This window comes from Actinomadura luteofluorescens, assembly GCF_013409365.1.
In the GTDB taxonomy this organism is placed as follows: domain Bacteria; phylum Actinomycetota; class Actinomycetes; order Streptosporangiales; family Streptosporangiaceae; genus Spirillospora; species Spirillospora luteofluorescens.
The window spans coordinates 2336662-2359668 of the sequence record NZ_JACCBA010000001.1 but is presented as its reverse complement, the minus strand read 5'-3'; the positions used below and the strand labels follow the sequence as shown (position 1 = coordinate 2359668).

At 73.5% G+C, this 23007-nt stretch carries 23 protein-coding genes; 15 read left to right on the top strand and 8 right to left on the bottom strand.

All coding sequences use genetic code 11. From position 1 onward, the window contains the following. Positions 1–19: 19 nt before the first annotated feature. Entirely contained in the window at positions 20–700 is a 681-nt protein-coding gene (locus BJY14_RS10805; RefSeq protein ID WP_179843485.1) for a rhomboid-like protein, read from the top strand. Between the two features lie 7 nt (positions 701–707). Here the strand turns inward: BJY14_RS10805 and BJY14_RS10800 are convergent, their stop codons facing one another. Beyond that, positions 708–1961, bottom strand: coding sequence for an RNA polymerase sigma factor (locus BJY14_RS10800; protein ID WP_179843484.1), 1254 nt, complete (start codon positions 1959–1961; stop codon positions 708–710). Between the two features lie 256 nt (positions 1962–2217). On the opposite strand from BJY14_RS10800, the gene egtA reads away from it, so the two are divergent. From egtA to egtD, 4 genes are read left to right on the top strand one after another with little or no spacing between them, the layout of a single operon-like run. After that, positions 2218–3429, top strand: a complete 1212-nt coding sequence (egtA, locus tag BJY14_RS10795) for an ergothioneine biosynthesis glutamate--cysteine ligase EgtA (protein WP_179843483.1) — start codon at positions 2218–2220, stop codon at positions 3427–3429. Beyond that, positions 3426–4769: an ergothioneine biosynthesis protein EgtB gene (gene egtB, locus BJY14_RS10790; RefSeq protein WP_179843482.1), complete on the top strand. Its 1344-nt coding sequence runs from the start codon at positions 3426–3428 to the stop codon at positions 4767–4769. The genes egtA and egtB overlap by 4 nt, the downstream gene beginning before the upstream one ends. Continuing rightward, entirely contained in the window at positions 4770–5504 is a 735-nt protein-coding gene (gene egtC, locus BJY14_RS10785) for an ergothioneine biosynthesis protein EgtC (RefSeq protein ID WP_179843481.1), read from the top strand. A 58-nt stretch (positions 5505–5562) separates the two neighbouring features. After that, a complete protein-coding gene (gene egtD, locus BJY14_RS10780) occupies positions 5563–6519 on the top strand; it encodes an L-histidine N(alpha)-methyltransferase (protein ID WP_179843480.1) in 957 nt (318 codons plus the stop codon). A gap of 3 nt (positions 6520–6522) precedes the next feature. Here the strand turns inward: egtD and BJY14_RS10775 are convergent, their stop codons facing one another. Beyond that, a complete protein-coding gene (locus tag BJY14_RS10775; protein WP_179843479.1) occupies positions 6523–7305 on the bottom strand; it encodes an SGNH/GDSL hydrolase family protein in 783 nt (260 codons plus the stop codon). 218 nt (positions 7306–7523) lie between these two features. Here BJY14_RS10775 and BJY14_RS10770 point away from each other — a divergent pair, with 218 nt between their 5' ends. Together BJY14_RS10770 and BJY14_RS10765 are read left to right on the top strand one after the other, a co-directional pair. Beyond that, the gene (locus BJY14_RS10770; protein WP_179843478.1) at positions 7524–8675 is read left to right on the top strand and encodes an acyltransferase family protein; all 1152 of its coding nucleotides are present in this window, start codon (positions 7524–7526) and stop codon (positions 8673–8675) included. Between the two features lie 257 nt (positions 8676–8932). Further along, a complete protein-coding gene (locus BJY14_RS10765) occupies positions 8933–9277 on the top strand; it encodes a hypothetical protein (RefSeq protein ID WP_179843477.1) in 345 nt (114 codons plus the stop codon). An 86-nt stretch (positions 9278–9363) separates the two neighbouring features. On the opposite strand, the gene BJY14_RS10760 is transcribed toward BJY14_RS10765, so the two are convergent. After that, positions 9364–9888 (bottom strand): cysteine dioxygenase, encoded by a 525-nt coding sequence (locus tag BJY14_RS10760; protein WP_179843476.1) that lies wholly within the window; start codon positions 9886–9888, stop codon positions 9364–9366. Between the two features lie 182 nt (positions 9889–10070). Here BJY14_RS10760 and BJY14_RS10755 point away from each other — a divergent pair, with 182 nt between their 5' ends. After that, the gene (locus BJY14_RS10755) at positions 10071–11084 is read left to right on the top strand and encodes a LacI family DNA-binding transcriptional regulator (RefSeq protein WP_179843475.1); all 1014 of its coding nucleotides are present in this window, start codon (positions 10071–10073) and stop codon (positions 11082–11084) included. Positions 11085–11087: 3 nt separating this feature from the next. On the opposite strand, the gene BJY14_RS10750 is transcribed toward BJY14_RS10755, so the two are convergent. Further along, positions 11088–12551 (bottom strand): aromatic amino acid ammonia-lyase, encoded by a 1464-nt coding sequence (locus BJY14_RS10750; RefSeq protein ID WP_179843474.1) that lies wholly within the window; start codon positions 12549–12551, stop codon positions 11088–11090. A gap of 163 nt (positions 12552–12714) precedes the next feature. On the opposite strand from BJY14_RS10750, the gene BJY14_RS10745 reads away from it, so the two are divergent. Genes BJY14_RS10745 through BJY14_RS10730 form a run of 4 tightly spaced genes read left to right on the top strand, consistent with a single transcriptional unit; the run spans position 12715 to position 16150 of the window. Then, a complete protein-coding gene (locus BJY14_RS10745; protein ID WP_179843473.1) occupies positions 12715–13878 on the top strand; it encodes an ABC transporter ATP-binding protein in 1164 nt (387 codons plus the stop codon). Next, positions 13878–14525 (top strand): ABC transporter permease, encoded by a 648-nt coding sequence (locus BJY14_RS10740; protein ID WP_179843472.1) that lies wholly within the window; start codon positions 13878–13880, stop codon positions 14523–14525. Before BJY14_RS10745 ends, BJY14_RS10740 begins: the two co-directional genes overlap by 1 nt. Next, positions 14522–15208 (top strand): ABC transporter permease, encoded by a 687-nt coding sequence (locus BJY14_RS10735; RefSeq protein ID WP_179843471.1) that lies wholly within the window; start codon positions 14522–14524, stop codon positions 15206–15208. The genes BJY14_RS10740 and BJY14_RS10735 overlap by 4 nt, the downstream gene beginning before the upstream one ends. Before the next feature lie 18 nt (positions 15209–15226). Beyond that, positions 15227–16150: an ABC transporter substrate-binding protein gene (locus BJY14_RS10730; protein ID WP_179843470.1), complete on the top strand. Its 924-nt coding sequence runs from the start codon at positions 15227–15229 to the stop codon at positions 16148–16150. 63 nt (positions 16151–16213) lie between these two features. Here BJY14_RS10730 and BJY14_RS10725 read toward each other — a convergent pair whose 3' ends face one another. The 3 genes from BJY14_RS10725 to BJY14_RS10715 all read right to left on the bottom strand — a co-directional run bounded on the left by BJY14_RS10725 (position 16214) and on the right by BJY14_RS10715 (position 19186). Continuing rightward, positions 16214–17116: an endonuclease/exonuclease/phosphatase family protein gene (locus BJY14_RS10725; protein WP_218905265.1), complete on the bottom strand. Its 903-nt coding sequence runs from the start codon at positions 17114–17116 to the stop codon at positions 16214–16216. Between the two features lie 61 nt (positions 17117–17177). Continuing rightward, on the bottom strand, positions 17178–18377 hold the full coding sequence (locus tag BJY14_RS10720; RefSeq protein WP_179843468.1) for a cytochrome P450 family protein: 1200 nt from the start codon (positions 18375–18377) through the stop codon (positions 17178–17180). Next, entirely contained in the window at positions 18377–19186 is an 810-nt protein-coding gene (locus tag BJY14_RS10715) for an SAM-dependent methyltransferase (RefSeq protein ID WP_179843467.1), read from the bottom strand. The genes BJY14_RS10720 and BJY14_RS10715 overlap by 1 nt, the downstream gene beginning before the upstream one ends. Positions 19187–19307: 121 nt before the next feature. Here BJY14_RS10715 and BJY14_RS10710 point away from each other — a divergent pair, with 121 nt between their 5' ends. The 3 genes from BJY14_RS10710 to BJY14_RS10700 all read left to right on the top strand — a co-directional run bounded on the left by BJY14_RS10710 (position 19308) and on the right by BJY14_RS10700 (position 22261). After that, positions 19308–20165, top strand: a complete 858-nt coding sequence (locus tag BJY14_RS10710) for an alpha/beta fold hydrolase (RefSeq protein ID WP_179843466.1) — start codon at positions 19308–19310, stop codon at positions 20163–20165. Positions 20166–20225: 60 nt separating this feature from the next. Further along, entirely contained in the window at positions 20226–20810 is a 585-nt protein-coding gene (locus tag BJY14_RS10705) for a GNAT family N-acetyltransferase (RefSeq protein WP_179843465.1), read from the top strand. 371 nt (positions 20811–21181) lie between these two features. Next, positions 21182–22261, top strand: a complete 1080-nt coding sequence (locus BJY14_RS10700) for an SDR family oxidoreductase (RefSeq protein WP_179843464.1) — start codon at positions 21182–21184, stop codon at positions 22259–22261. Here BJY14_RS10700 and BJY14_RS10695 read toward each other — a convergent pair. Continuing rightward, positions 22239–23000, bottom strand: a complete 762-nt coding sequence (locus BJY14_RS10695; RefSeq protein WP_179843463.1) for an IclR family transcriptional regulator — start codon at positions 22998–23000, stop codon at positions 22239–22241. The genes BJY14_RS10700 and BJY14_RS10695 overlap by 23 nt on opposite strands. Positions 23001–23007 lie beyond the last annotated feature (7 nt).

Sequence of the window (23007 nt, the reverse complement as noted above, 5' to 3'; positions counted from 1 at the left end):
CCCGGTCTAGGCTGCCGGTGTGACGGGTTGCGCGAGGCTCGGCCGGATCCTCCGGTCCTATCCGATGCCGCTGACGTTCCTCGGACTGTTCGCGGCCATGTGGACGGTGCAGGCCCTGATCCTGCCTCCGGGCGCGCGGCATGCGCTGATCGCCTGGGCCAGCACCAACCTGGCAAATCTCGCGGTCAACCCGGTCGGGACGATGGTCGCCTCGGCGTTCGTCGCCGAGGGGTCGCAGGGCGTGCTGCTGGTCGTGGCGGCGGTCGGGCTGTTCCCCGTCACCCGGAGATTCGGGAACCTGCGGGCCGTCGCCCTCATCACGGCCTCGCACGTGCTCGGCACGCTCATCAGCCAGGGCATCGCGCTGGCGCGGCTGGAGGCGGGCCTGCTGTCGGACTCCATCCGCACCGTCCCCGACGTCGGGCCGTCCTACGTGCTGTGCGCGGCGCTCGTCGCGGCCTTCCTGTACGGGCACGGCCGGGCCCGCCGGCTGGCCGCGCTGGCCTGCTGGTGCGCGCTCGTGCCCGTCCTGCTGGACGGCCTGTCCACGCTGGAGGTCGCCGCCGTCGGCCACCTGGTGGCCATGCTGACCGGCGCGGTCGCCGGCCGGCTGCTCTCGCTCCTCGAACGCCGCCGCGGGCCCGCGCCGCTCGGCGCGGTGCCCGCCGGTCCTCCGGCCGCCGGAGCCGCGGAGACCTGACCCCCGGTCAGCCCTCGCCGCCCGGCTGGGGGGCCGGGTTCGAGGTGGGGCTCGGGCTCGGGGTGCCCGGGTCGGTCGGCGGGTCGGACGGGGTGCCGGTCGGCGGCGGCGTCGTCGGGTCGGCGGACCCGTCGTCCGGCGGGGTCGGCGGGTCGGACGGCGTGTCCGGGGGAGTGGTCGGCGTCGTGTCGTCCGGGGGCGTGGACGGCTGCTCCGGCTTCGAGGGGGTGCCGGAGGCCGGCGGCTTCGCGCGGGCGGGCTCCTTCGACGGCGACGTCGCGGGCGGCGCGGGCGCCGCCCCGCCGGCCGGGGAGCCGCCCGCCTGCCGCGGCGGCGTGCCGTACGCGGTCGTCACCGGGTTCCGCGACCCGCCGTCGGCGCGCTCGGAGCCGGTCAGGCCGGGCGCCGGGTCCTGCGGGACGCCGTGGCTCGACGTGGACGCCGGGTGCGTCTGCCCCTTGCTCGCCGTCGGGGTGAGCGAGGCGGCGCTGCCGCCCTTGGCCGCCGGCCAGGACACCAGCAGCCCGATGACGGCGGCGGCCGAGGCGGCGACGCCCGCGACCGCGCCGAGGCCCTTGGAGAGCGGGCCGGAGGCGCCGCGCTTGCGGCGGTCCGGCCGCGCGGGTCCGATCACGACGAGGGGGCTCGGCGAGATGACGCTCGGCAGCGGCCGGGCGGCCTCCTCCTCGCAGGCCGCGAGGACCTGGTCGCGCAGCCAGCCGGGCGCGTGAGCGGGGGCCCGCTGGGCGAGCAGCCGCGGCAGCCGCCCCTTCTCGAACGCCGCGATGAGGTCGAGCCGAGCCTCGGTGGCGCCGCGCATCAGGATGTCGAGGACGGCCCGCTCCAGCCGCGTCCGCGCCGCGTTGAGCAGTTGCAGGACGGTGTCCGGCGCGAGGCCGAGGACGCGGGCGATGTCGTGGGGTTCGAGCCATTCGCCCGCCGACAGCAGCAGCACCTCGCGGTGGTCGGAGCGCAGGCTTCCGGCGGCGCGCAGCAGCGGGTCGGGGCCGGCGAACAGGGGGCCGCGCCCGGCGGCGGCGCCGAGGCCCGGCTCGCCGGTGAACGCGCCGCGCTCGGCGCAGGCCGTCCGGGAGAGCGAGTAGAGCCAGAGCACGCTGTCGCCGCGCGGCGGCTGGTGCACGGCCGCGCTGAACGTGTCGCCGACGGCCGCCGCCGCGAGCTGGTCGCCGACCAGCGACCAGCAGTAGGCGTACAGGCGGTCGGCGTGCGCGTCGTAGAGCGAGCCCAGGTCTCCGCCCATGTTGCCCCCCGTCTCCGGCCGGTTTCACTTCCGACAAATCGTGCATATCGCTGGCCAGGGGGACTCTAGCGCCTCTGATCAACCCATGAGAAGCCAGGGATCGGACACCACGTCGAATAGCACGGAAGGTAGCAGGGACCGCTGCGGACGGTGACGTTCACGGAGATTTAAGAAACTTCCTGAAAAACCGCTGATTTCTGATCCGGTTCAGCAGGGAAGACTCGAACCCGTTATCGAATTACCGGAGGAGTCAATGGTGACCCGGCTCACAGTGGACGACGTCTACCAGCACATTCGCGGCGTCTGCTTCAAGACGGGCCCGCCCGGGACGGTCGGCGCGGAGACCGAGTGGCTCGTCGTCGACGCCGGCGATCCGGCGGCCCACGTGCCCGCCGAGCGGGTGCGCGCCCTCGTCGACGGGGCCGGTCCGCCGGCCGGCGGGAGCAAGGTGACCTACGAGCCCGGCGGGCAGCTCGAGCTCAGCTCCGCCCCGTTCGGGACGCTCGACGACCTGACCGTCTCGCTCGGCCGGGACATCGACCACGTGCGGGACGTGCTCGCGCCGGACGGGCTCGCGCTCGCCGGGCACGGCGTCGACCCCGTCCGCGTTCCGCGGTTCCAGGCCGACCACCCCCGCTACGCGTGCATGCGGGACTACTTCTGCGCGGGCGGCTTCCACGACGCGGGGCTGGCGATGATGTGCTCGACCGCGTCGGTCCAGGTGAACCTGGACATCGGCGCCGACGACGCGGACGCGTCCCGCCGCTGGAGGCTCGTGCACGCGCTCGGCCCGGTGCTGGTCGCCGCGTTCGCCAACTCGCCCCTGCGGGAGGGCCGCCGCACCGGGATGCGCTCGTCCCGGCAGGCCATCTGGACCGAGCTCGACCCGTGCCGCACGCTGCCGGTGCTGCGGGACGGGGCGGACGGCGACCCCGCCGAGGCCTGGACGCGGTACGCGCTCGACGCGCAGGTCATGCTCGTCCACACCCCGGACGACCAGTGGGTGCCCGCCCCCGGGATGTCCTTCCTGGAGTGGCTGGCCAAGGGCGAGCCGGGCGAGGACGACCTCGCCTACCACCTGTCCACGCTGTTCCCGCCGGTGCGGCCGCGCGGCTGGCTGGAGCTGCGCATGATCGACGCGCTGCCCGGCCCGTACTGGCCGGTCCCGGTCGCCGTCGCCACGGCCCTGCTGGACGACCCGGCCGCCTCGCGCGCCGCCGAGGCCGCGGCCGAACCCGTGGCGCACCGGTGGGCGCAGGCCGCCCGGCACGGACTGTCGGACCCCGCCCTCGCCAGGGCCGCGCGGGCGTGCTTCGCGGCGGTGCTGGACGCGCTTCCGCGGCTCGGCGCGCCCGGGCTCGTCCCGCTGGTCGAGGAGTACGCCGTCCGGTACGTCCTGCGAGGCCGCAGTCCCGCCGACGACCGCCCCGCCGGCCCCCCGACACGTCCGCTGGAGGATCCGACATGAGCTCGCCTGGCCCGTCCGCCGACGAGGCCGCCCTGAAGGAACTGATCGCCGACGAGCTCGGCGCGGTGCGCGACCGCAGCTTCGGCCTCACCACCGACGTCCTCGCCGAGGACGATCTCACCGCGCAGGTGTCGCCGCTGATGTCGCCGCTCGTCTGGGACCTCGCGCACGTCGGCAACTACGAGGAGCTGTGGCTGCTGCGCGCGGCCACCGGGCAGGAGGCGATGCGCCCCGAGATCGACGACCTGTACGACGCGTTCGAGCATCCGCGCGCGGAGCGGCCGGCGCTGCCGCTGCTGAAGCCGGAGGAGGCGCGGTCCTACCTCGGCACGGTCCGCTCCAAGGTGCTCGACTCGCTGCCGTCGGTGCGCTTCGACACCCCGGACCCGCTGACGTCCGGCGGGTTCGTGTACGGGATGGTCGTCCAGCACGAGCACATGCACGACGAGACCATGCTGGCCACGCACCAGCTGCGCCGCGGTGCCCCCGCCCTGCTCGACCCCAAGGCGGAGCCACTCCAGGTCCCCGGCGAGGCGTCCGGCGCGGACGAGGTGCTCATCGAGGCGGGCCCCTTCCAGATGGGGACCTCGGACGAACCGTGGGCGTACGACAACGAACGTCCCGTGCACCTCGTCGACCTGCCCGCGTACTACATCGACGTGGAACCGGTCACCAACGCCGCCTACACCGCCTTCATCGAGGCCGGTGGCTACGACGACCCGCGCTGGTGGGACCCGGCCGGGTGGGAGTGGCGCAACAGCGGCGGCAAGCGCGCCCCCGCCTTCTGGGAGCGTGAAGGGGGACAGTGGTCGCGGCGTCGCTTCGGGCGGACGGAACCCGTCCCGCCAGGCGAACCCGTCCAGCACGTGTGCTGGTACGAGGCCGACGCGTACGCGCGGTGGGCGGGGAAGCGGCTGCCGACCGAGGCCGAATGGGAGAAGGCCGCCCGCTGGGACCCCGTCGCGGAACGGTCGCGCCGCTATCCCTGGGGCGACGTCTACGAGGAGGGGCGCGCCAACCTCGGACAGCGCTCGCTCCGTCCGTCCGAGACGGGCTCCTACGCGGCCGGAGCGTCGGCGTACGGGGTGAGGCGCCTGCTAGGGGACGTGTGGGAGTGGACGTCGTCCGACTTCCACGGGTACCCCGGCTTCCGCTCGTTCCCCTACAAGGAGTACTCGGAGGCCTTCTTCGGACCCGACTACAAGGTGCTGAGGGGCGGATCCTGGGCCACGCACCCCCTCGCCATACGCGGCTCGTTCCGCAACTGGGACTACCCCATCCGCCGGCAGATCTTCTCCGGGTTCCGCTGCGCCCGCTCGGCGGCCGGGGAGGCGCGCTAGATGTGCCGCCATCTCGCCTACCTGGGGCCCGAGCGGACGCTGCACTCCCTCATCTACGAAGGGGAGCACTCGCTGGAGACCCAGTCGTACGCGCCGCGCATGACGCAGGGCGCCATCCTCAACGCCGACGGGTACGGCGTCGGCTGGTACCAGGACGGCGAGGCCGTCCGGTTCCGCCGCGCCCAGCCCATCTGGACCGACCAGTCGTTCCGCGAGGTCGCCGGGGCCGTCCGCGCGTCGTGCGCGGTCGCGGCGCTGCGGTCGGCGACCGTCGGGTTCCCCGTGGACGAGTCGTGCGCCCAGCCGTTCCGCGCCGGCCCGTGGCTGTTCAGCCACAACGGGAAGATCGAGGGCTACGGCGGCGTCGAGTCCAAGCTGCGGGAGCTGGCCGGGGACATCGCCGAGATCCCCGACGCCCGCGCGCCCGTCGACTCCGCGCCGCTGTTCGCCCTCGCGGTCCGGAACTGGCGGGAGGGCGCGGCGCTCGGCGAGGGCCTCGCCGCCGTCGTCACCGCGATCACCGCGCTGGCCCCCGGCCGCTACAACCTGCTCGCCTCGGACGGGACGGCCCTGGCCGCCACGACCTGGGGCGACTCCCTGTTCGTCCGCGAGGGCGGGGACGCGGTCCAGATCGCCTCCGAGCCGCCGGACGGCGACCCCGCGTGGCGCCGCGTCCCCGACCGCTCGCTCGTCACCGCCGGGCCCGCCGACGGCGTCCGCATCACCCGCCTCTGACAGCACCGCCTCCGACATCACCCGCTTCTGCCATCGCCCGCCACCGAAGGAGAACCACGTGGACCGGTTCCTGACCGCCGACGACCTCGCCAAGTCCCTCCGCCAGGACGTCCGGGCCGGGCTCACCGGCGTGCCCAAGACGCTGCCGCCCAAGTGGTTCTACGACGAGCGCGGCAGCGCGCTCTTCGAGGAGATCACGCGGCTGGAGGAGTACTACCCGACCCGGCGGGAGCGGGAGATCCTCGCCGCCCGGGCGCCCGGCATCGCCGCCGCCACCGGCGCCCGGACGCTGCTGGAGCTCGGCGCGGGCTCGGGGGAGAAGACCCGGGTGCTGCTGGACGCGCTGGCCGGCACGCTGGAGACCTACGTTCCGGTGGACGTCAGCGGCGACTTCCTGGAGCAGGCCGCGGCCGGGATCGCCGCCGACCACCCCGGCCTGACCGTCCGGGCCGTCGCCGCCGACTACGAGCAGCACCTGCCCCTGCTGCCCGGCGGCGAGCGGCGCCTCATCGCCTTCCTCGGCGGGACGATCGGGAACATGCCGCCCGCCGAGCGCATCGGGTTCCTCGGCGGCGTGCGCGCCACCATGGCCGAGGACGACTTCCTGCTCGTCGGCGCCGACCTCGTCAAGGACCCCGGGCGGCTCGTGCGCGCCTACGACGACGCGGCGGGCGTCACCGCCGAGTTCAACCGCAACGTCCTGTCGGTCGTCAACCGGGAGCTGGACGCCGACTTCGACATCGGCGCGTTCGAGCACGTCGCGGCCTGGAACGCGGCCGAGGAGCAGATCGAGATGCGGCTGCGGTCGCTGCGCGCCCAGGACGTCCACGTCGGCGGCCTCGACCTCGACGTGTCGTTCGCGGAGGGGGAGGAGATGCGCACCGAGATCTCCGCCAAGTTCCGCCGGGAACGGCTGGAGGCGGAGCTCGGCGCCGCCGGGATGGAGCTCGCCGAGTTCTGGACGGACGAGGCCGGGGACTTCTCCCTCACCCTCGCGGCCCCCGCCTCCCGCTGACGCTCAGCCCTTGCGGACGGGGTGCGCGAGGCCCATCCGCTTGAGGTCCGCCGCCAGGCGGGTCGCCACGTACAGGTGGCCCGCCGGCGTCGGATGGGTGCGGTCCTGCTTGATGAGGCGCGGCGCGTTGCCCTGGCCCGTCAGCAGGTCGCCGGTGATCCAGCCCTCGCCCATCGGGTCGACGAACGGGACGCCGAGCTGCCCGGCGAGGTTCTTCAGCGCGTCCCGGACGGCGAGGGCGCCGGGCAGCGGCGTCCCCGTCCCCCAGAGCGGGCCCACCAGCACCAGGCGGGTGCCCGGCCAGCGCTGCCGGGCGCGCTCCAGCAGCACGTGCGCCGCCGCCGCGACCTGCGCCGGGGGGATCCGCCAGTCGTTGTGGCCGCCGGACACGACCAGCATGTCGGGCGCCGGGCGCCAGCCGAGCTGGCTCTCGAACAGGCCGAGGAACGCGTGCGGGCCGCGGCCCCTCTGGACGTAGCCGGTCCCGGACCGCCCGCCGACGACGACCTGCCAGCCGAGCAGCCGCGCGGTCGCGGAGGCGTAGGTCGACTCCGGCTCGACGCCGCGGTCGCCGACCGTGTAGCTGTCGCCGAGGAACATCACGACGGGCGGCGCCTCGCGCGCCCCGTCGCTCTTCGGGCCGTCCGCCGCGGCCTGCTTGTGCACCGACCCCGCGAGCAGGGAGCACCCCGCGATCAGGGAACTTCCGGCGAGCGACAGGACCGCCGCCAGGCTCAGGCACAGCAGCCGGGTCGCCGCGCCGCGTCGGGCGCGGCGAGATGTCATGGAGTACCACCAAGGAGATCGGGGGACGCCTCCGCATCTTACTGACCTCGCGCCGCTCACGCGCGCACTCCGCGACCATGCCGTCACCGTGCCGCGGCCGTCTCGTCACCGTGCGGCGGCGCCGCGCCCGCGGGGCGGTGACGAATCGCGTCCTTCCCTACATCCGCCGTTCACCCGGCGGATCGGACCGGGCCACCTGGCGGCGGGAGGGTGCCGCGGTGACTCGACGGGAACGGCTGAGCGAACTCGACCTGCTGCGCTTCGCGGCCGCGCTGGCGGTGGTGCTCTACCACTTCACGGGATTCGGCGGCGCCGGGGCATGGCCCGTGCCCTCGCAGGAGGTCTTCCCCGAGATCGCGCCGGTCACCCGGTTCGGCTACCTGGGCGTCGACCTGTTCTTCGTCATCAGCGGGTTCGTGATCCTCATGAGCGCGTGGGGACGCGGCCCGGGCGAGTTCGGTATCTCCCGGCTCGTCCGGCTGATGCCCGCCTACTGGGTGAGCGTGCTGCTGGGCGCCGCCGTCTACGCGCTGTTCCGGACGGGCCACGGCGTCCCCGGCCTGATCGTCCCCAACCTGACGATGCTCCAGGGCGGGCTCGGCCTGCGGAACGTGGACGCCGTCTACTGGACGCTCTGGGTCGAGCTGCACTTCTACGTGCTCGCCGCCGTCCTCGCGGGGATCGGGATCACCTACCGCTCCTGCCTGGTCTTCATGGCGGCCTGGATGCTCGGCGGGGTCTTCGCCGACGAGGCCGACAGCAAGATCCTCCAGGTCATGCTGGTCCCGACCTGGAGCTGCTACTTCATCGCGGGCATGGCGCTCTACATGATCCACCGGTTCGGCCCGACGCTGCTGCTCTGGGGGTACGTCGCCGCGTCCTACCTGATCGCGCTGCGCTGGGGCGCCTGGCGCGCGGAGAACGTGTTCAGGGGCGCGGACGAGACCGTGGTCAGCGCCGTCATCACGGGCATCTTCGCGGTGATGATCCTCGTCGCCACCGGGCGGCTGAGCCGGCTGCGCCGGCGGGGCCTGACCGTTCTCGGGGCGCTCACCTACCCCCTCTACCTCGTCCACTCCCAGCTCGCGCTTCCCCTGCTGGACGCGGTGTATCCGGGGCTCGACCGCTGGGCGGCGCTGGCCGTCGCCGTCGGGGCCTCCCTGCTGGCCGCCTACGCCGTGCACCGCCTGGTGGAGCGTCCCGGCGCGGCGTGGATGAGGGCCCGGCTCATGGCGTCGTTGAAGCCCATGCGGCCGCATGGGGAAACGTCTACGTTGGTCGCTCGTGGCGATCGGAGTGGACGGGGCGGTGCTGACCTCGACGGCGGTGAGCCTCGCGATCGCGCCCCGGTGGAAGCGGCGCGCACCTGACCCTTCCTCCGGCGCTGGGCGGCGCTGGGCCCGCCCGGAGCCGTTCCTCGAACTGCCGTTGGTTCTGCTCGCGTACGTGACGGTGCTGCGGACGCCTACCAGGCGCGGCCGTAGCCGTTTGCGTCCTCGCGGGAGCGCGATGGGCGTCGTCCCGTCTGCGACCAGGCGAGACGGGTGTCGCCCTGGCGTCGGTCATCAGCGGACTGCGGTGGGGGCTGCTTCTCTTCTTCGTCCCGGCGCTCGCCATCCGCTACGGAGTGAACTTCGGCATACCGCTCCTGGCGGCGGCGGCCGGGCTGCTCGTCTGCGTGATGGCCGCCGTGTGCGCTCTGCGGAACGTGCTGTCCGGCCTCGGCACGGCCCGTATCGCGCTTTGGGCCGTGCAGGCGGCGGTGGCGCTTCTCGCCGGAGCCGCGACCGGCTACACCGCCGTCCGCCTGGTCACGGACGCCTACTACGAGGCGGGCCTGCTGAGGGGCGCCGCCTCCTGCCTCGCCGCCGTCATCGCGGTCTGCGCGCTGAGCGACCGCTATTTCGGACGGCGGTGTGACACATTCGAGTCCGCCCGCGCTGAGGGAGATATGGGCGTCCGGTCGTTGTGAGCGGGCATCGACCGGACGCGCCGCCTCTGGCGGGCCCGTCTCCCCCGGGCGGGCCCGCTGGGGATATAAGACCGGTGCCCCCGGGGTCAGGCCGCCTCGTCCGGTGACTGGAGTTCCTCGGTGTAGCTGACCGGCGTCCGGCGCATCACGCCGGACTCGTCGACGGAGTACTGGCCGAGCCGCCACAGCGGCGGCGAGTAGGCGTGGATCGAGACGCTGGCCTCCTCCACCCCGGTGAGCCGGTGGATGTGCTCGGGGCCGAAGCAGAAGGACGCGCCCTCGTGCATGACGGTCCGCAGGGGGTCGCCGCCCATGCGCGGGTTGTTCTCCTCGATGGCGCCGGCGACGACGCGGACGGCGCCCGAGGAGATGTCGTGGTCGTGCCAGCCGGTGTCGTTCTCGGGCGTCCAGCACAGCAGCCAGACGTCGACGTGCTCGTCCCGGTGCAGGGAGACGTAGTGGCGGCGGCCCTCGGGGAACGCGACGTGCGGTCGCCACACGCCGGGCCGCGCGGCCAGGTCGTCGACCAGTTCCCGCAGTTCCCGCTTGTCGAGGGGGCGGCCGGGCAGGTGCCCCAGTCCGCTGGGACGGGGCAGGACCTCGGAAGACACGGGGTTCGCTCCTCTCCGAAACCGTCGGTGGGTACGGTCCGTTAAGCCCGGGACCGGCCGCGAACCGCCAGGCCAAGGCTTCTGAACCGCATCAGTTAACCGTTTCAGTGAACCGCTTCAGTGGCGAATTCGTCAAGGGCGGGTGCCGTGCTCTGTCGGTGGCGGCCTCTAGGCTTGGAGGGATGTCGGAAAAGCGCAAGCGCGCGACCATCCGGGAAGTGGCGCAGGCGACGGGGCTGTCGCCGGCGGCCGTCTCATACGCGCTGCGCGGCATCCAGACCTCCGAGGAGACGCAGGAGCGCGTCCGCGCCGCGGCGCGCGAGCTCGGCTACGAGGCCCACCCGATCGCGCGGGCGCTGGCCAGCGGCCGCACCGACCAGGTCGGCCTGCTGTGCGGCTCGCTGGAGGACTACTGGCAGCAGTCCCTCGCGGTCGGCATCGGGCGGGCGCTGCTCGCCCGCGGCCGCTACGCCCTGATCGTGGACGCCGGCGGCGACCCCGAACGCGAGCTGGCCCTCGCCCGGCGCCTGCGCGACCAGCGGGTGGACGGCCTGATCGTCCAGCCGCTCGACCCGTCCGCCGCGCTGTGGTCGGAGCTGGCGGCCGCGATCCCCGTCGTGTCCATCGGCGACGCCCTGCACGGCGGCCAGGCGCAGGGCGAGGTCGTCTTCGACAACCGGCGGGGCGTGACGCTCGCGCTGGAGCACCTGCGGGCCCTCGGGCACGAGCGCCTCACCGTGTTCACCCCCACCCTCGCCAGCACGCCGGACCGCCCGGCCGACGTGTACGTCAACGCCGAGGCCGAGCGGCTCGGCCTGAGCGTGGACGTCGTGGTCGTGCCGCAGTCCCTGGCCGAGTCCACCGAGGTCGCGCTGCGGGTGCTCGGCGGCCCCGGCCGGCCCACGGCCGTCTTCTGCTTCGCCGACTCCATCGCCTACGGCGTCTACGCCGCCACCCGCGAGCTGGGCCTCGCCGTCCCCGGCGACGTGGCCGTCTGCGGCTACGACAACCATCCGATGTCGGCGCTGCTGTCCCCGCCGCTCACCAGCGTCGAGTGGGACATCGACGGCATCGTCCACTCCGCCGTCCGCCTCGTCGTGGACGTCATCGACGGCAAGCCGCGCAAGCGCCGCGTCGTCCGCGAGCCGTCGCTGCGCGTCCGCGCCTCGACCGGCGAGACGGCGCCGGCGGGCTGAGGGTCAGGGGTGGAGCCGGTCCAGGTGCGGCAGGAGGTCCGCGGCGGCGGCGATGTCGGCGTCCAGGGGCCGGTCCTCGATCCGCGGGTCGAGGACGGCGCCCGCCATGTCCCAAGCCGAGCGCAGCGGCCCGCCGGAGGGCGCCCGGCCCTGCATCCGCAGCGCGCGGACGGCGGCCACCAGTTCGCAGCCGAGCCCGAGCCGGTAGGCGGCGACCGCGTCGGTGGTCGCCCGCGCCGACTGCGTCGAGAAGCCCGCGTGCTCCTCGACGCCGCGCGACAGCACCGCGCTGCCCAGCGCCGCGGGGGTGGCGAGGCGCCGCACGTCGGCCAGGCACGAGTGCGCCACGTACTCCAGGATCATGATCCCGGACGAGGCCTCCGTCTCGCCCTGGAACGGGTAGAGGCCGGTGAACGACGGCTCGGCGAGCGTGCCGAGGCGGGCGGCGGCCAGCGCCATCGTCTGGAACAGCGCGGCGCGGGCCGCGTCCAGGGCGAGCCCGACGTAGGCGGTGTGGAAGTTGCCGTTGTGCCAGACCGTCCGCCCGGGGACGTCCACCAGCGGGTTCTCGGAGGCGGCGTTGATCTCCCGCGTGACGACCTGCTCGGCGTACCCGGCCGCCTCCAGCGCGGGGCCGTGCACCTGCGGGAACGCCCGGTAGCCGTAGGGGTCCTGGATGCGCATCGGCGGCGTCCGGTCGAAGGCGAGCAGCCCGCGCATCGCCGCCGCGGCCTGCTGCTGGCCCGGATGGGGGCACGCGTCCTGCACCGGCTGCGCGAACGGCTCCTCCGAGCCCCGGACGGCGAAGTGCGACAGCGCCGCCACGACGGTCGAGGCGCGCAGCGCCGCCCGCAGGTCGGCGACCGCGAGCGCCGCCTCGCCGAGCGTGGCGGCGTTGGAGCTGATGAACGCCAGCGCGTCGGCGGACCGGAGCCGGTAGCCGGGGCCGCGCTCCGGCCCGCCGTCCGGGCCCGGAAGCCACGCCCGCTCGCCGAGCAGGCACAGCGCGGTCGAGGCCAGCGCCGTCAGGTCGCCGGTGCCGATCGCCCCGTACACGGGCACCGGGGGGAGCAGGCCCAGGTTGAGCACGTCCGCCAGGGCCTGCAGCACGCCCGGCTCCACGCCCGATCCGCCCGCCGCGATCTGGTTCAGCCGGACGGCCAGCATCGCCCGGACGATCTCCGGCGCGACCAGCGGCCCGGCCCCGGCCGCGTGGCTGCGCAGCAGCCGCAGGCCGTGGGCGTCGGAGTCCTCCCACTCGACGTCCACGACGCGGTTGGCGCCGACCCCCGTCGTCCGCCCGTACACGGGCTGCGCCTCGGTGACCTCGCGGACGACCCGCCAGGCGTCGCGCGCCCGCTCCACACCGGCGGCGGCTATGGCGACCGTCACATCCTCCCGGGCGGCGCGCGCCACCTGAGCGCATGTGAGCAAAGTCCCGTCGATAACGATTCGGCTGTTCTCCACGGCGACACGCTACTTTCCCTGCATTACCGGTAGATATGCTTTCATGCTTGTCGTTCCGGACATGCTGGGACACTGAGATGACGGTATCCATTGGTTACGGTTGGTTCACAGCAGCAATTCGATCATCGGCGTCGCGCGGGACGCCCGGCGAGGACGTGATTCGTTGATCACCTTTGAGGGCGTCACCAAACGCTATCCGGGGGGCACCGTCGCGCTCGACGACGTGAGCCTCGAATGCCAGACGGGCCGCATCACCGTGTTCGTCGGCACCTCCGGCGGCGGCAAGACCACCGCGCTGCGGACCATCAACCGGATGGTCGAGCCGACGTCCGGCCGCGTGCTGATCGACGGCAAGGACGTCCGCGAGCGCAAGCCCGCCGAGCTGCGGCGCGGCATCGGCTACGTGATCCAGCACGCCGGGCTCTTCCCGCACCGCACCATCCTCGACAACATCGCCACCGTCCCGTACCTGCTCTCCTGGAACAAGAAGAAGGCCCGGGACCGGGCGCTGGAGCTGATGGAGCGGGTCGGGCTCGACCCCGCGATGGGCAAGCGGTACCCGTTCCAGCTGTCGGGCGGCCAGCAGCAGCGCGTCGGCGTCGCGCGGGCCCTCGCCGCCGACCCGCCGATCATGCTGATGGACGAGCCGTTCAGCGCCGTCGACCCCGTCGTCCGCGCCGAGCTGCAGGACGAGTTCCTCCGCCTCCAGGAGGAACTGCACAAGACGATCGTTTTCGTCACCCACGACATCGACGAGGCCATCAAGCTCGGCGACCGGATCGCGGTGTTCCAGACCGGCGGCAGGCTCGTCCAGATCGACAGCCCCGAGAACCTCCTCGCCCACCCGGCCGACGACTTCGTCGCCGGGTTCATCGGCCAGAACCGCGGCATCCGCACCCTCTCCTTCGCCGAGACGGGCGGCCTGCGGCTGAGCTCCGACACCGTCCGCACGGCGACCGCCGACGCGGCGGACGCGGCCGGCGCGGAGTGGGTCCTCGTCGTCGACGACGACCGGCGCCCCCTCGGCTGGGCCCGCCCGCCCGAGGTGACCGGCCAGCTCGGGAAGGCCAGGCTCAGCCCGGTCGGCCCGACGTTCCAGGTCGGGGGCGACTCCGTGCGGACCGCGCTGGACGCGGCCGTGCTGTCCCCGTCCGGGCTGGCGGTCGGCGTCGACGAGACCGGCGCGGTCGTCGGCACCGCGAGCGGGACCGACCTGCTGGCCGTCCCCACCCACGGCCGCGGCGGCGGCCAGGACGCGCCCGCCGCCCCCGCCGCGCCCGAGGAGCCCGGCGATGCCGAGGAGGCCGACGCCGGAGGCGCCGGCTGATGGACATCGACTGGGGCTGGATCGGCGAGCACACCGACACGCTGACCGAGCACGCCCTCATCCACCTGCGGCTCGCGCTGCTGCCGGTGCTGTTCGGCCTGATCATCTCGCTGCCGGTCGGCATGCTGTGCCGCCGCTGGGGCTGGCTCTACCCGCCGGCGCTGACGGTCTCGAACGTCTTCTACGCGATCCCGTCGCTCGCGCTGTTCATGGTCTTCATCCAGTACACCGGCCTGACCGCGGCCACGGTCATGATCCCGCTGACGCTGTACAGCCTGTCGGTGCTCGTCCCGAACGTGGTGGACGGGCTGGCGTCGGTGTCCGAACCCGTCCGGCAGGCGGCCACCGCGATGGGCTTCGGCCCGCTGCGGCGCCTGCTCCAGGTGGAGCTGCCGATCGCCGTGCCCATCGTCATCGCCGGGACGCGCGTCGCCGCCGTCTCCTCCATCAGCCTCGTCGCCGTCGGCCAGCTGATCGGGCAGGGCGGCCTCGGCTACGACATCATCCGCGGCTACCAGCTCCAGTTCCAGACGCAGATCGTGGCCGCCACCGTCCTGATCGTCCTGCTGGCCCTGGTCACCGACGCGATCCTGGTCACCGTCCAACGCCTGCTCACCCCGTGGGCCCGAGCCCGGATGACCTCATGAACGAGCTGTGGAACCAGATCGACCTGTTCTGGACGTGGCTGACCACGTCCTCGCAGTGGCACGGCGGCGACGGCATCCCGCACCGCCTGCTCCAGCACGTCTACTACAGCGGCGTGGCGCTGGTGTGCGCCGCGGTCATCGGGCTCGCGCTCGGGCTGCTCGTCGGGCACACCGGCCGGGGCGGGTTCCTCGCGATCAGCCTGGCGAACGTCGCCCGCGCCGTCCCCACCTTCGGCCTGGTGCTGATCGTCGTGGTGATCGAGTACAGCATCACGCCGGTGCTCGTCGCGCTCGTCGCCCTCGCCGTCCCGCCGATCCTGGTCAACACCTTCGAGGGCGTCCGCGGCGTCGACGCCGACGCCAGGGACGCGGCCAGCGGCATGGGCATGACCGGCTGGGGCGTACTGTGGCGGGTCGAGCTGCCGATGGCGCTGCCCCTCATCCTGCTGGGGCTGCGCACCTCCGCGATCCAGGTCGTCGCCACCGCCACCATCGCCGCCTACCCCGGATTCGGCGGCCTCGGCCGCTACATCATCGACGGCCTGGCCCGCAACGACTACCAGCTCGTCGTCGGGGGCACCGTCCTGGTGGTGCTGCTCGCGCTGATCGTCCAGGCGGCCTTCGCGGCACTGCGCCGCCTCCTCGTCTCACCGGGCCTGCTCGGCTCCGCCCGATCCTCCTGACACCGAAGGAAGAGCACCATGAACAAACTCATCAGGGGCGCGGTCGTCGGCCTCGTGGCCGCCCTGTCGCTGTCCGCCTGCGGGAGCGGCGACTCCGGAGACGACTCGAACCCGCTCTCCGGAGGCGGCGGGAACGGCACCGTCACCGTCGGCGGCGCGAACTTCCCCGAGAGCAACCTCCTCGGCGAGCTGTACGCGCAGGCGCTGGAGGCCAAGGGCGTCAAGGTCACCCGCAAGTTCAACATCGGCGCCCGCGAGATCTACTACGACCAGGTCGTCAAGGGCGGCATCAGCGTGATGCCCGAGTACAACGGCGCCCTGCTCACCACCTCGGTCGACAAGACCAGCACGGCCGCCACCACCGAGGAGATCAACGCCGCGCTCAAGGCCAAGCTGCCCGCCGGCGTCGAGATCCTGGACTCCGCGAAGGCCGAGGACAAGGACTCCGTCACCGTCAACCCGCAGACGGCCGCCAAGTACAGCCTGAAGTCGATCGCCGACCTCAAGCCGGTCGCCAAGGACCTCGTGATCGCCGGTCCCTCGGAGTTCAAGACCCGCCAGCAGGGCCTCGTCGGCCTCGAGAAGTCCTACGGCCTGAAGTTCAAGAAGTTCCAGCCGTTCGACGCCGGCGCCCAGGCCACCCTGGTGAAGCTGCTCACCGAGAACAAGGTCCAGGCCGCCGACCTGTTCACCACCGACCCGACGATCCAGCAGAACAAGCTCGTCGTGCTGGAGGACCCGGAGAACGTCTTCTCCGCCCAGAACGTCACGCCGCTGGTCAACACGAAGGCGGTGGACGAGAAGGCCAGGGCGGCGCTGAACGGCGTCTCCGCGAAGCTCACCACCCAGGACCTCCTGGACATGATGAAGCGCGTCGCCATCGACAAGGACGACCAGGAGAAGGTCGCCGAGGAGTGGCTGAAGAAGTCCGGCCTCGCGTAATCCCCGCACGTCGTCGACGGCCGAGCCCCGCCTGGGGCTCGGCCGTTCGCCGTCCCGGGCGGCTCACCTCCGGAAGGCCAGGCGGGCGATCACGGGGTCGTGGTCGGACGGGTGGACGCCGCCCGCGCGGTACGGGTCGATCTCGGCCCACACCGTCCTGACCCGGCCCCGCACGAGGATCCAGTCGATCCGCCTGCCGCCCGGCTCCGGGGGCTCCCAGTGGTTCTCGGTGCGGTACTGGGGCCCGTGCCGGCCGGCCGTCCAGGTGTCGCGCAGGGCGCCGGGCCCGGTGAGGATCGCGTACGCCGGGGACGCCCCGGCCGTGTCGTTGAAGTCGCCGGTGAGAACGACCGGCGCCCCCGCCTGGAAGCCGCGGACGCGGTCGAGGATGAGCCGGGCGCTCCTCACCCGCGAGCCCGCCGACAGGTTGTCCAGGTGCGTGTTGGCCTGGTAGAAGACCGTCCCGGTGCGGCGGTCGCGGAACTTCGCCCACGTCACCATCCGGACGTACCGGTTGCCCCAGGTGGCCGAGCCGATCACGGAGGGCGTGTCGGAGAGCCAGAAGTGGTCGAAGTCCAGCACCTCGAACCGCCGCTCCCGGTAGAAGATCGCCAGGAACTGGTCGCGGGTGCCGCCCTGGCTGCCGAGCCCGATCCAGCGGTACTCCGGCAGCGTCCGGGCGAGATCCCGCACCTGGTGCCAGCGGGCCTCCTGCACCCCGAGCAGATCCGGGTCGTGCTCGCGCAGCAGGCGCCTGACCAGCGGCAGCCGGGTCCTCCAGTCGCGCGGAGGCGGATCGTTCACGCCCCGCAGGTTGTACGTCATGACCCGGACCGACGCGTCCCCGGCCGCCTTGGGCTCGACCAGCACGAACCCGGAGACGAGCAGGATCGCCGCGGCCGCGGCCACCGGCCAGAACCATCGGCGGCGCAGCGTCGCCATGTCACCACCCGCCCGTCCTGCCACCGCTCCGAGCATAGATCGCGGTCTGCGATCCGGACATGCCGCTTGATTGCGCGTGCGGCGGTCAGACCCGGACGGGGAGCGAGACCAGGCCGCGGACGATCGAGCCGGTGCGGTGGTGGCGCAGCTCGTCGGCCGGGACGGCGAGGGAGAGATCGGGGAAGCGGTCCAGCAGGCCGCCGATGGCGATCTGCCCCTCCAGCCTGGCCAGCGGGGCGCCGAGGCAGAAGTGCGGGCCGTGGCCGAAGGCGACGTGCCCCCGCTGTCGGCCAACGTTGGCGGCCCTGGTCACGTCCAGCGTGTCGGGGGCCTCGAAGACCGCGGGGTCCCGGTCCGCGGCGCCGAGCGAGACGTGCACCCAGGCGCCCTTGGGGATCGGCGTCCCGGCTATCTCCATGTCCTCCAGGGCGATGCGCTGGCTCGCCCGTTCGACCGGGCCGTCGAACCGCAGCAGCTCCTCGACCGCGGACGGCACCAGCTCGGGCCGCGACCGGAGCAGTTCGAGCTGGCCGGGCGCCTGGAGCAGGGCGAGCATCCCGTTGCCGATGAGGTTGACGGTGGTCTCGTGCCCGGCGATGAGCAGCAGCGCGACGGTGCCGAGCATCTCCGCCTCGGTGAGGGCGGCGTCCCCGTCGCGGGCGGTGATCAGTCCGCTGACCAGGTCGTCGCGGGGCTCGTCCCGCCGCTCGGCGATGACGTCGAGCAGGTAGCCGTTGAACGCCCGGGCCGCCTCGCGGCGGCGCCCGCGGGCCTCGGCGGTCAGCGCCGGCACGGTCAGCACGGCCGTCCACTCGCGGAACCGGGCCCGGTCGCGCGCCGGGACGCCGAGCAGCTCGCAGATGACCCGGATCGGCAGCGGGACGGCGAAGTCCTCGATCAGGTCGGCCTCGCCGCGGTCCGCGATGCCGTCCAGCAGCCCGCCGGCGATCTCCTCGACGCGGGGGCGCAGCCGCTCCACCCGCCGGGCGGTGAACGCCTTGGCCACGAGCCCGCGCATCCGGGTGTGGTCGGGCGGGTCCATCCCGAGCATCGTGCCGCCGAAGAAGAGCTCGGGGTTCACCGGCACGGCGCTGAACGCGGTGTCCTTGGACAGGCGCGGGTCGCTCAGCGCCGCGCGGCCGTGCTCGTGGTCGACCACGAGGAAGGCGGCGGCGCCGGGCGGGAAGTCGATCGGATGGACGGGCCCCGCCGCCCGCAGTTCGGCGTACACGGCGTACGGGTCCTCGCTGAACGCCCGGCCGAACAGCAGGTGTGTCGGCAGCATCAGATCACCCTCCCGACGCCGGCGAGGAACCCCGGCCGCGACATGTCGGGCGGGGACGGCTCGGCGTCCGCCCGCCAGTCGGCCACCTGGACCAGACCGGGGCCGACCAGTTCGGTGCCTTCGAAGAACGTCATGACCTCGTCGATCCCGCGCGGAATGATGTCGCCCGCCCCCGTCCTGCCGTAGGCGCCCCGGACCTGCTCCTCGACCTGCGTGGTGACCTCGCCCCGGTGGCCGTGCGTGATGGCCAGGCAGCTGCCGGGGGCCAGCGGCGCGCGGAGCCTCGCGACGATCTCCGCCGGGCGCGCCTCGTCCGGGATGAAGTGCAGGATCGCCAGGAGCAGCAGGCCCACCGGCCGGCCGAAGTCGATCCGGGCCTTGACCTCGGGGTCGTCCAGGATGCTCTCCGGCTCGCGTAAGTCGGCCTGGATGACCGTCGTCAGCGGGTTGTCGGCCAGCAGCGCCCGCGCGTGCGTGAGCACGATCGGGTCGTTGTCGACGTAGATGACGGTCGATCCGGGGGCCGCGCGCTGGGCCACCTGGTGCACGTTCTCCTGCGTCGGAAGCCCGGAGCCGATGTCGAGGAACTGCCGGATGCCGCGGTCGGCCATCATCGTCACGGCCCGCGAGAGCAGCCCGCGGTTGGCGCGGGTGAACTCCAGCACGTTCGGCATCGCGGCCACCACCTGGTCGGCCGCCTCGCGGTCCGCCGCGAAGTTGTCCTTGCCGCCGAGGTAGTAGTCGTACATCCGGGCCACGCTGGGCGTCTCGGAATCGACCAACCATTCCGGATGGTGCTCACCGCTCACGGACGGACCTCCCTGTCCGGGTATCCGATCGCCTGTGATTGTAGAGACGAACCCGGACGATTTCGATCATTAGCGGCATTCACGCCAAAAGGACCGTTCCAGCGACGCCATAATGGGGATCATGACGATCGTCGCCGACCCCGAACGGCTCGGACGGATCGCGCTCCCGGACGGCCGGGTGCTCGGCTGGGCCGAGTGGGGCCCGGAGGACGGAGCGCCCGTCCTGCTCTGCCCTGGCGCGGCCACGAGCCGCCGGCTCGGATTCGGCCCGGATGCCGTCCACCGTCTCGGCGTGCGGCTCGTCTCGGCGGACCGCCCGGGACTCGGCGCGTCGTCCCCCTCGCCGGGCAGGACCTTCGCCGACTTCACGACGGACATGCGCGCGCTGATCGCGTCGCGCGGCCTGGGGCGGCCCGCCATGGTGGGGAATTCGCAGGGCGCTCCGTTCGCGCTCGCCTGCGCCGTCGCGGGGCTTGCCTCCGCCGTGGCCGTGGTCTCCGGGGCGGACGAGATCGCCGCCCCCGAGTTCGCGGACGCGCTGCCGGAGGAGTTGCGCGCCCTGGTCGACCGCGTGGCCGCCGAACCCGACGATGCCGAACGCTTCTTCCGCGGGTTCGGCGCCGACGCGATGTGGACGATGGTCATGAACGGGAGCCCGGCCTCCGACCTGGACGTGTACGGCGAACCGGTGTTCGCCGCCGCGTACCGCCGCGCACTGGACGAGGCCTTCGCGCAGGGCCCGGAGGGCTATGCGCGCGACACCGCCCTCGCCATGGGCCGGTGGCCGTTCGACCTCTCCGGCATCGACGTCCCCGTCAGCCTCTGGTACGGCGAGCAGGACACCGCTCATTCGCCCGACAACGGTGCCGCGCTCGCGGCTCGCATCCCCGGCGCGAGACGTCACACGGTGGAAGGGATCGGCGGCGCCGTCCTGTGGACGCACGCCGACCGCATACTCACCGCCCTCACCCGCCGCTAGGGCCGCGTCGACGGCGCCGCTCTACACTGGCTCGTACGGCCATCTGGAGGGCTCGGCTCCGTGCGGGTATTTCTCACCACCGACCGCCTGCTGCTGCGTCGTTTCACCGAGGACGACCTGGACGACCTGGTCTGGCTCCACGGCGACCCGGAGGTCGTGCGTTTCCTCACCGGCGGCAGGCCCACCCCGCGCGCCCATCTGAGGGACCAGACCCTCGCCAAGATCCTCGCCTGGTACGAGCAGGGCCCTCTCAGCCGCTGGGCCGCGGTCGAGCTCTCCAGTGGCGACTTCATCGGCTGGTTCGCCCTCGAACCGGGTGATGGCCACGACCTCCGGCAGGCCGAACTCGGCTACTGCCTGCGCGCGGCCAGCTGGGGCCGGGGATACGCCACCGAGGCGTCGCGCGCCCTGATCGCCAAGGCGTTCACCGACCTCGGCGTCCACCGCGTCTTCGCCCAGACCATGGCCGTCAACGCCGCCTCCCGCCGCGTCATGGAGAAGTGCGGCCTGATCTACCTGCGCACCTTCCACCAGCACTGGGACGACCCCATTCCCGGCACCGAACACGGCGAGGTCGAGTACGAACTCCTCCGCGCCGACTGGATCCGCCGGGTAGGGCCCGGGGGTGGGGGGTTGGGGTCCTAGGGCCCTGATTCCGGGGCGGAATTCTTCGAAGAATGGCTCGTGCGGTCCAAGGGACGGATCGGGTCACAGAGGGGAACTCCCGAATGAAGAAGGCAGGGGTGGCGCTGGCCGGTGTGGCCGTTCTGGGCACGGCGGCCGTGGTGGGGACCACGGTGGCGTCCGGCGGCGGGGAGGCCAGGCCGGCCACCAGCGTCGCGGCGAAGACGCCTCCAACACCTTCACGATCGGGCCTGCGGTCACCGTCTCGCTCGGCGCCACGGTGGGAAGCGTCAACGCCGCCCTCGGGTACCAGGGCGACCTGCAGTGGCGGAAGGGCGAAGAAGCGCTGACACGCGCTCGACAAAATAGGTAGACCGGTCTAGTTTCTCCCCATGACGTTCAGGGAGAGCGGGGCCGGCGGTGCCCTGGTGGTCGGGGCGACGGGGTTCGTCGGCCGATGGCTGACGGCGGAACTGCTGGGACGGGGGCGGGCGGTCGCCGTGGCCGTCCGGGGCGGCGCCGGGCGCGGTGGCGAGCTGCGGGGATGGCTGCGCGAGCACGGCGTCGACGATCAGGGGCTGATGGTCGTCGGCGCCGACATCACGCGGCCGGACCTGGGCCTGGACGAGGAGGACCGCGAGCGGCTGGAGGCCGTGCGGGACGTCTTCAACGCCGCCGCCCTGTTCCGGTTCGGGCTCGGCCGGGAGGAGGCGCGGCGGGCGAACGTCGACGGTGCCGTGAACGTGGCGCGGTGGGCGGCCGCGCGTCCGCGGCTCCGGCGCCTGGTCCACGTCTCCGGTTATCGCGTGGCCTCCGAAGGGAGGCTCGCCTACCCGGTGCCAGCGAAGGAACTCGACGCGCTCTACCGGCGCCTGGGCGCGTATGAGGCGTCCAAGCTCGAAGGGGACGCGGCGGTGCGCGCGGTCGCGGCGGAGACGGGGGCGCCCCTCACCGCGGTGCATCCCGCGACCGTGATCGGGCACTCGGCCACCGGGGAGGCCGGGCAGTACATCGGGCTCGCCGAGATGGTGCGGGATCTCTGGGCCGGGCGCCTGCCCGCCCTGGCCGGGTCGCGGCGCACGTTCGTGCCCGTGGTCACCGTCGATCACCTGGCCCGTTTCATGGCGGCCGTGCCCGAGTACGACGAGGGGGCCTACCGCGCCCACCGGGTTCTGGACGATGCCACGCCGCCCCTGCCCGAGCTGGTCGGGCTCCTGGCGCGGCACCTCGGCGTGCGCCCGCCCCGGGTGACGGTGCCGGTCGGGCTCGTGCGGCGGCTGCCGCGCGCGCTCACCGGGGTCGAGCCCGAGACGCTGTCCTTCCTGTCCGAGGACCGGTACGACACGTCGTCGGCGGACGCGCTGGCCAAGGAGGCCGGGCTGAGCCACCCGCCCGTGGAGGACGCGCTGCGCCTCTGGGCCGGCCGGCTGGTCGCGGACCGTTTCGGCGTCAGGCCGGAGGGCGGCCGGTGAGGCGGGTGGTGAGGGCGGCGGCCGTGGCGCGCACCTGGTGCGCCAGGGCGGGCCACGTCTCCTCCGGGTGGTCCTCGCGGCGGAACGTCACCGTGATCGCGGCGGTGGGGCGGCCGGTGTGGTCGAAGGCGCAGGCGGCGATGCTCGCGAAGCCCTCGGTGACGTGGCCGTCCTCGACCGCCCAGCCCCGGCGGGCGTCCTCGGCGAGGGTGCGGCGCAGGTCGCGCAGGGTGGCGGGGCCCCGGCCGGTGCGGTCCACGAAGCGGCCCGGGAACAGGGCCCTGACCTGCGCGGGCGGCAGGTACGCCAGGATCGAGCGGCCGCTCGCGGTGAGCTGCGCGGGCATCCGGACGCCCACGTCGGTGACCAGGGCGGCGTGCCGGGGCGGCTGCTCCTTCAGCAGGTAGAGGGTCTCGGCGCCGTGCAGGACGCCGAGCTGCGCGATCTCGCCGACGCGGTCGACCAGGCGGCGCAGGAGGGGGCGGGCGAGGCGTTCCAGGGGCTCGTGGCGCAGGTAGGCGGAGCCGATCTCGAAGGCGGCGACGCCGAGGCCCCAGCGGCGCTCCTCGGGGATGTAGGTGACGAAGCCGTCCTCGGCCATCGCGGTCAGCAGGTGGTAGGCGCTGGAGCGGGGGAGGGCGAGGGAGCGGGCGATCGCCGAGGCGGGCAGCGGGCCGGGCGCGCCCGCCAGCAGGCGCAGCACCGCGAGGGCGCGGCGGGCGGCGGGGACCTGGCTCATGCTCCGA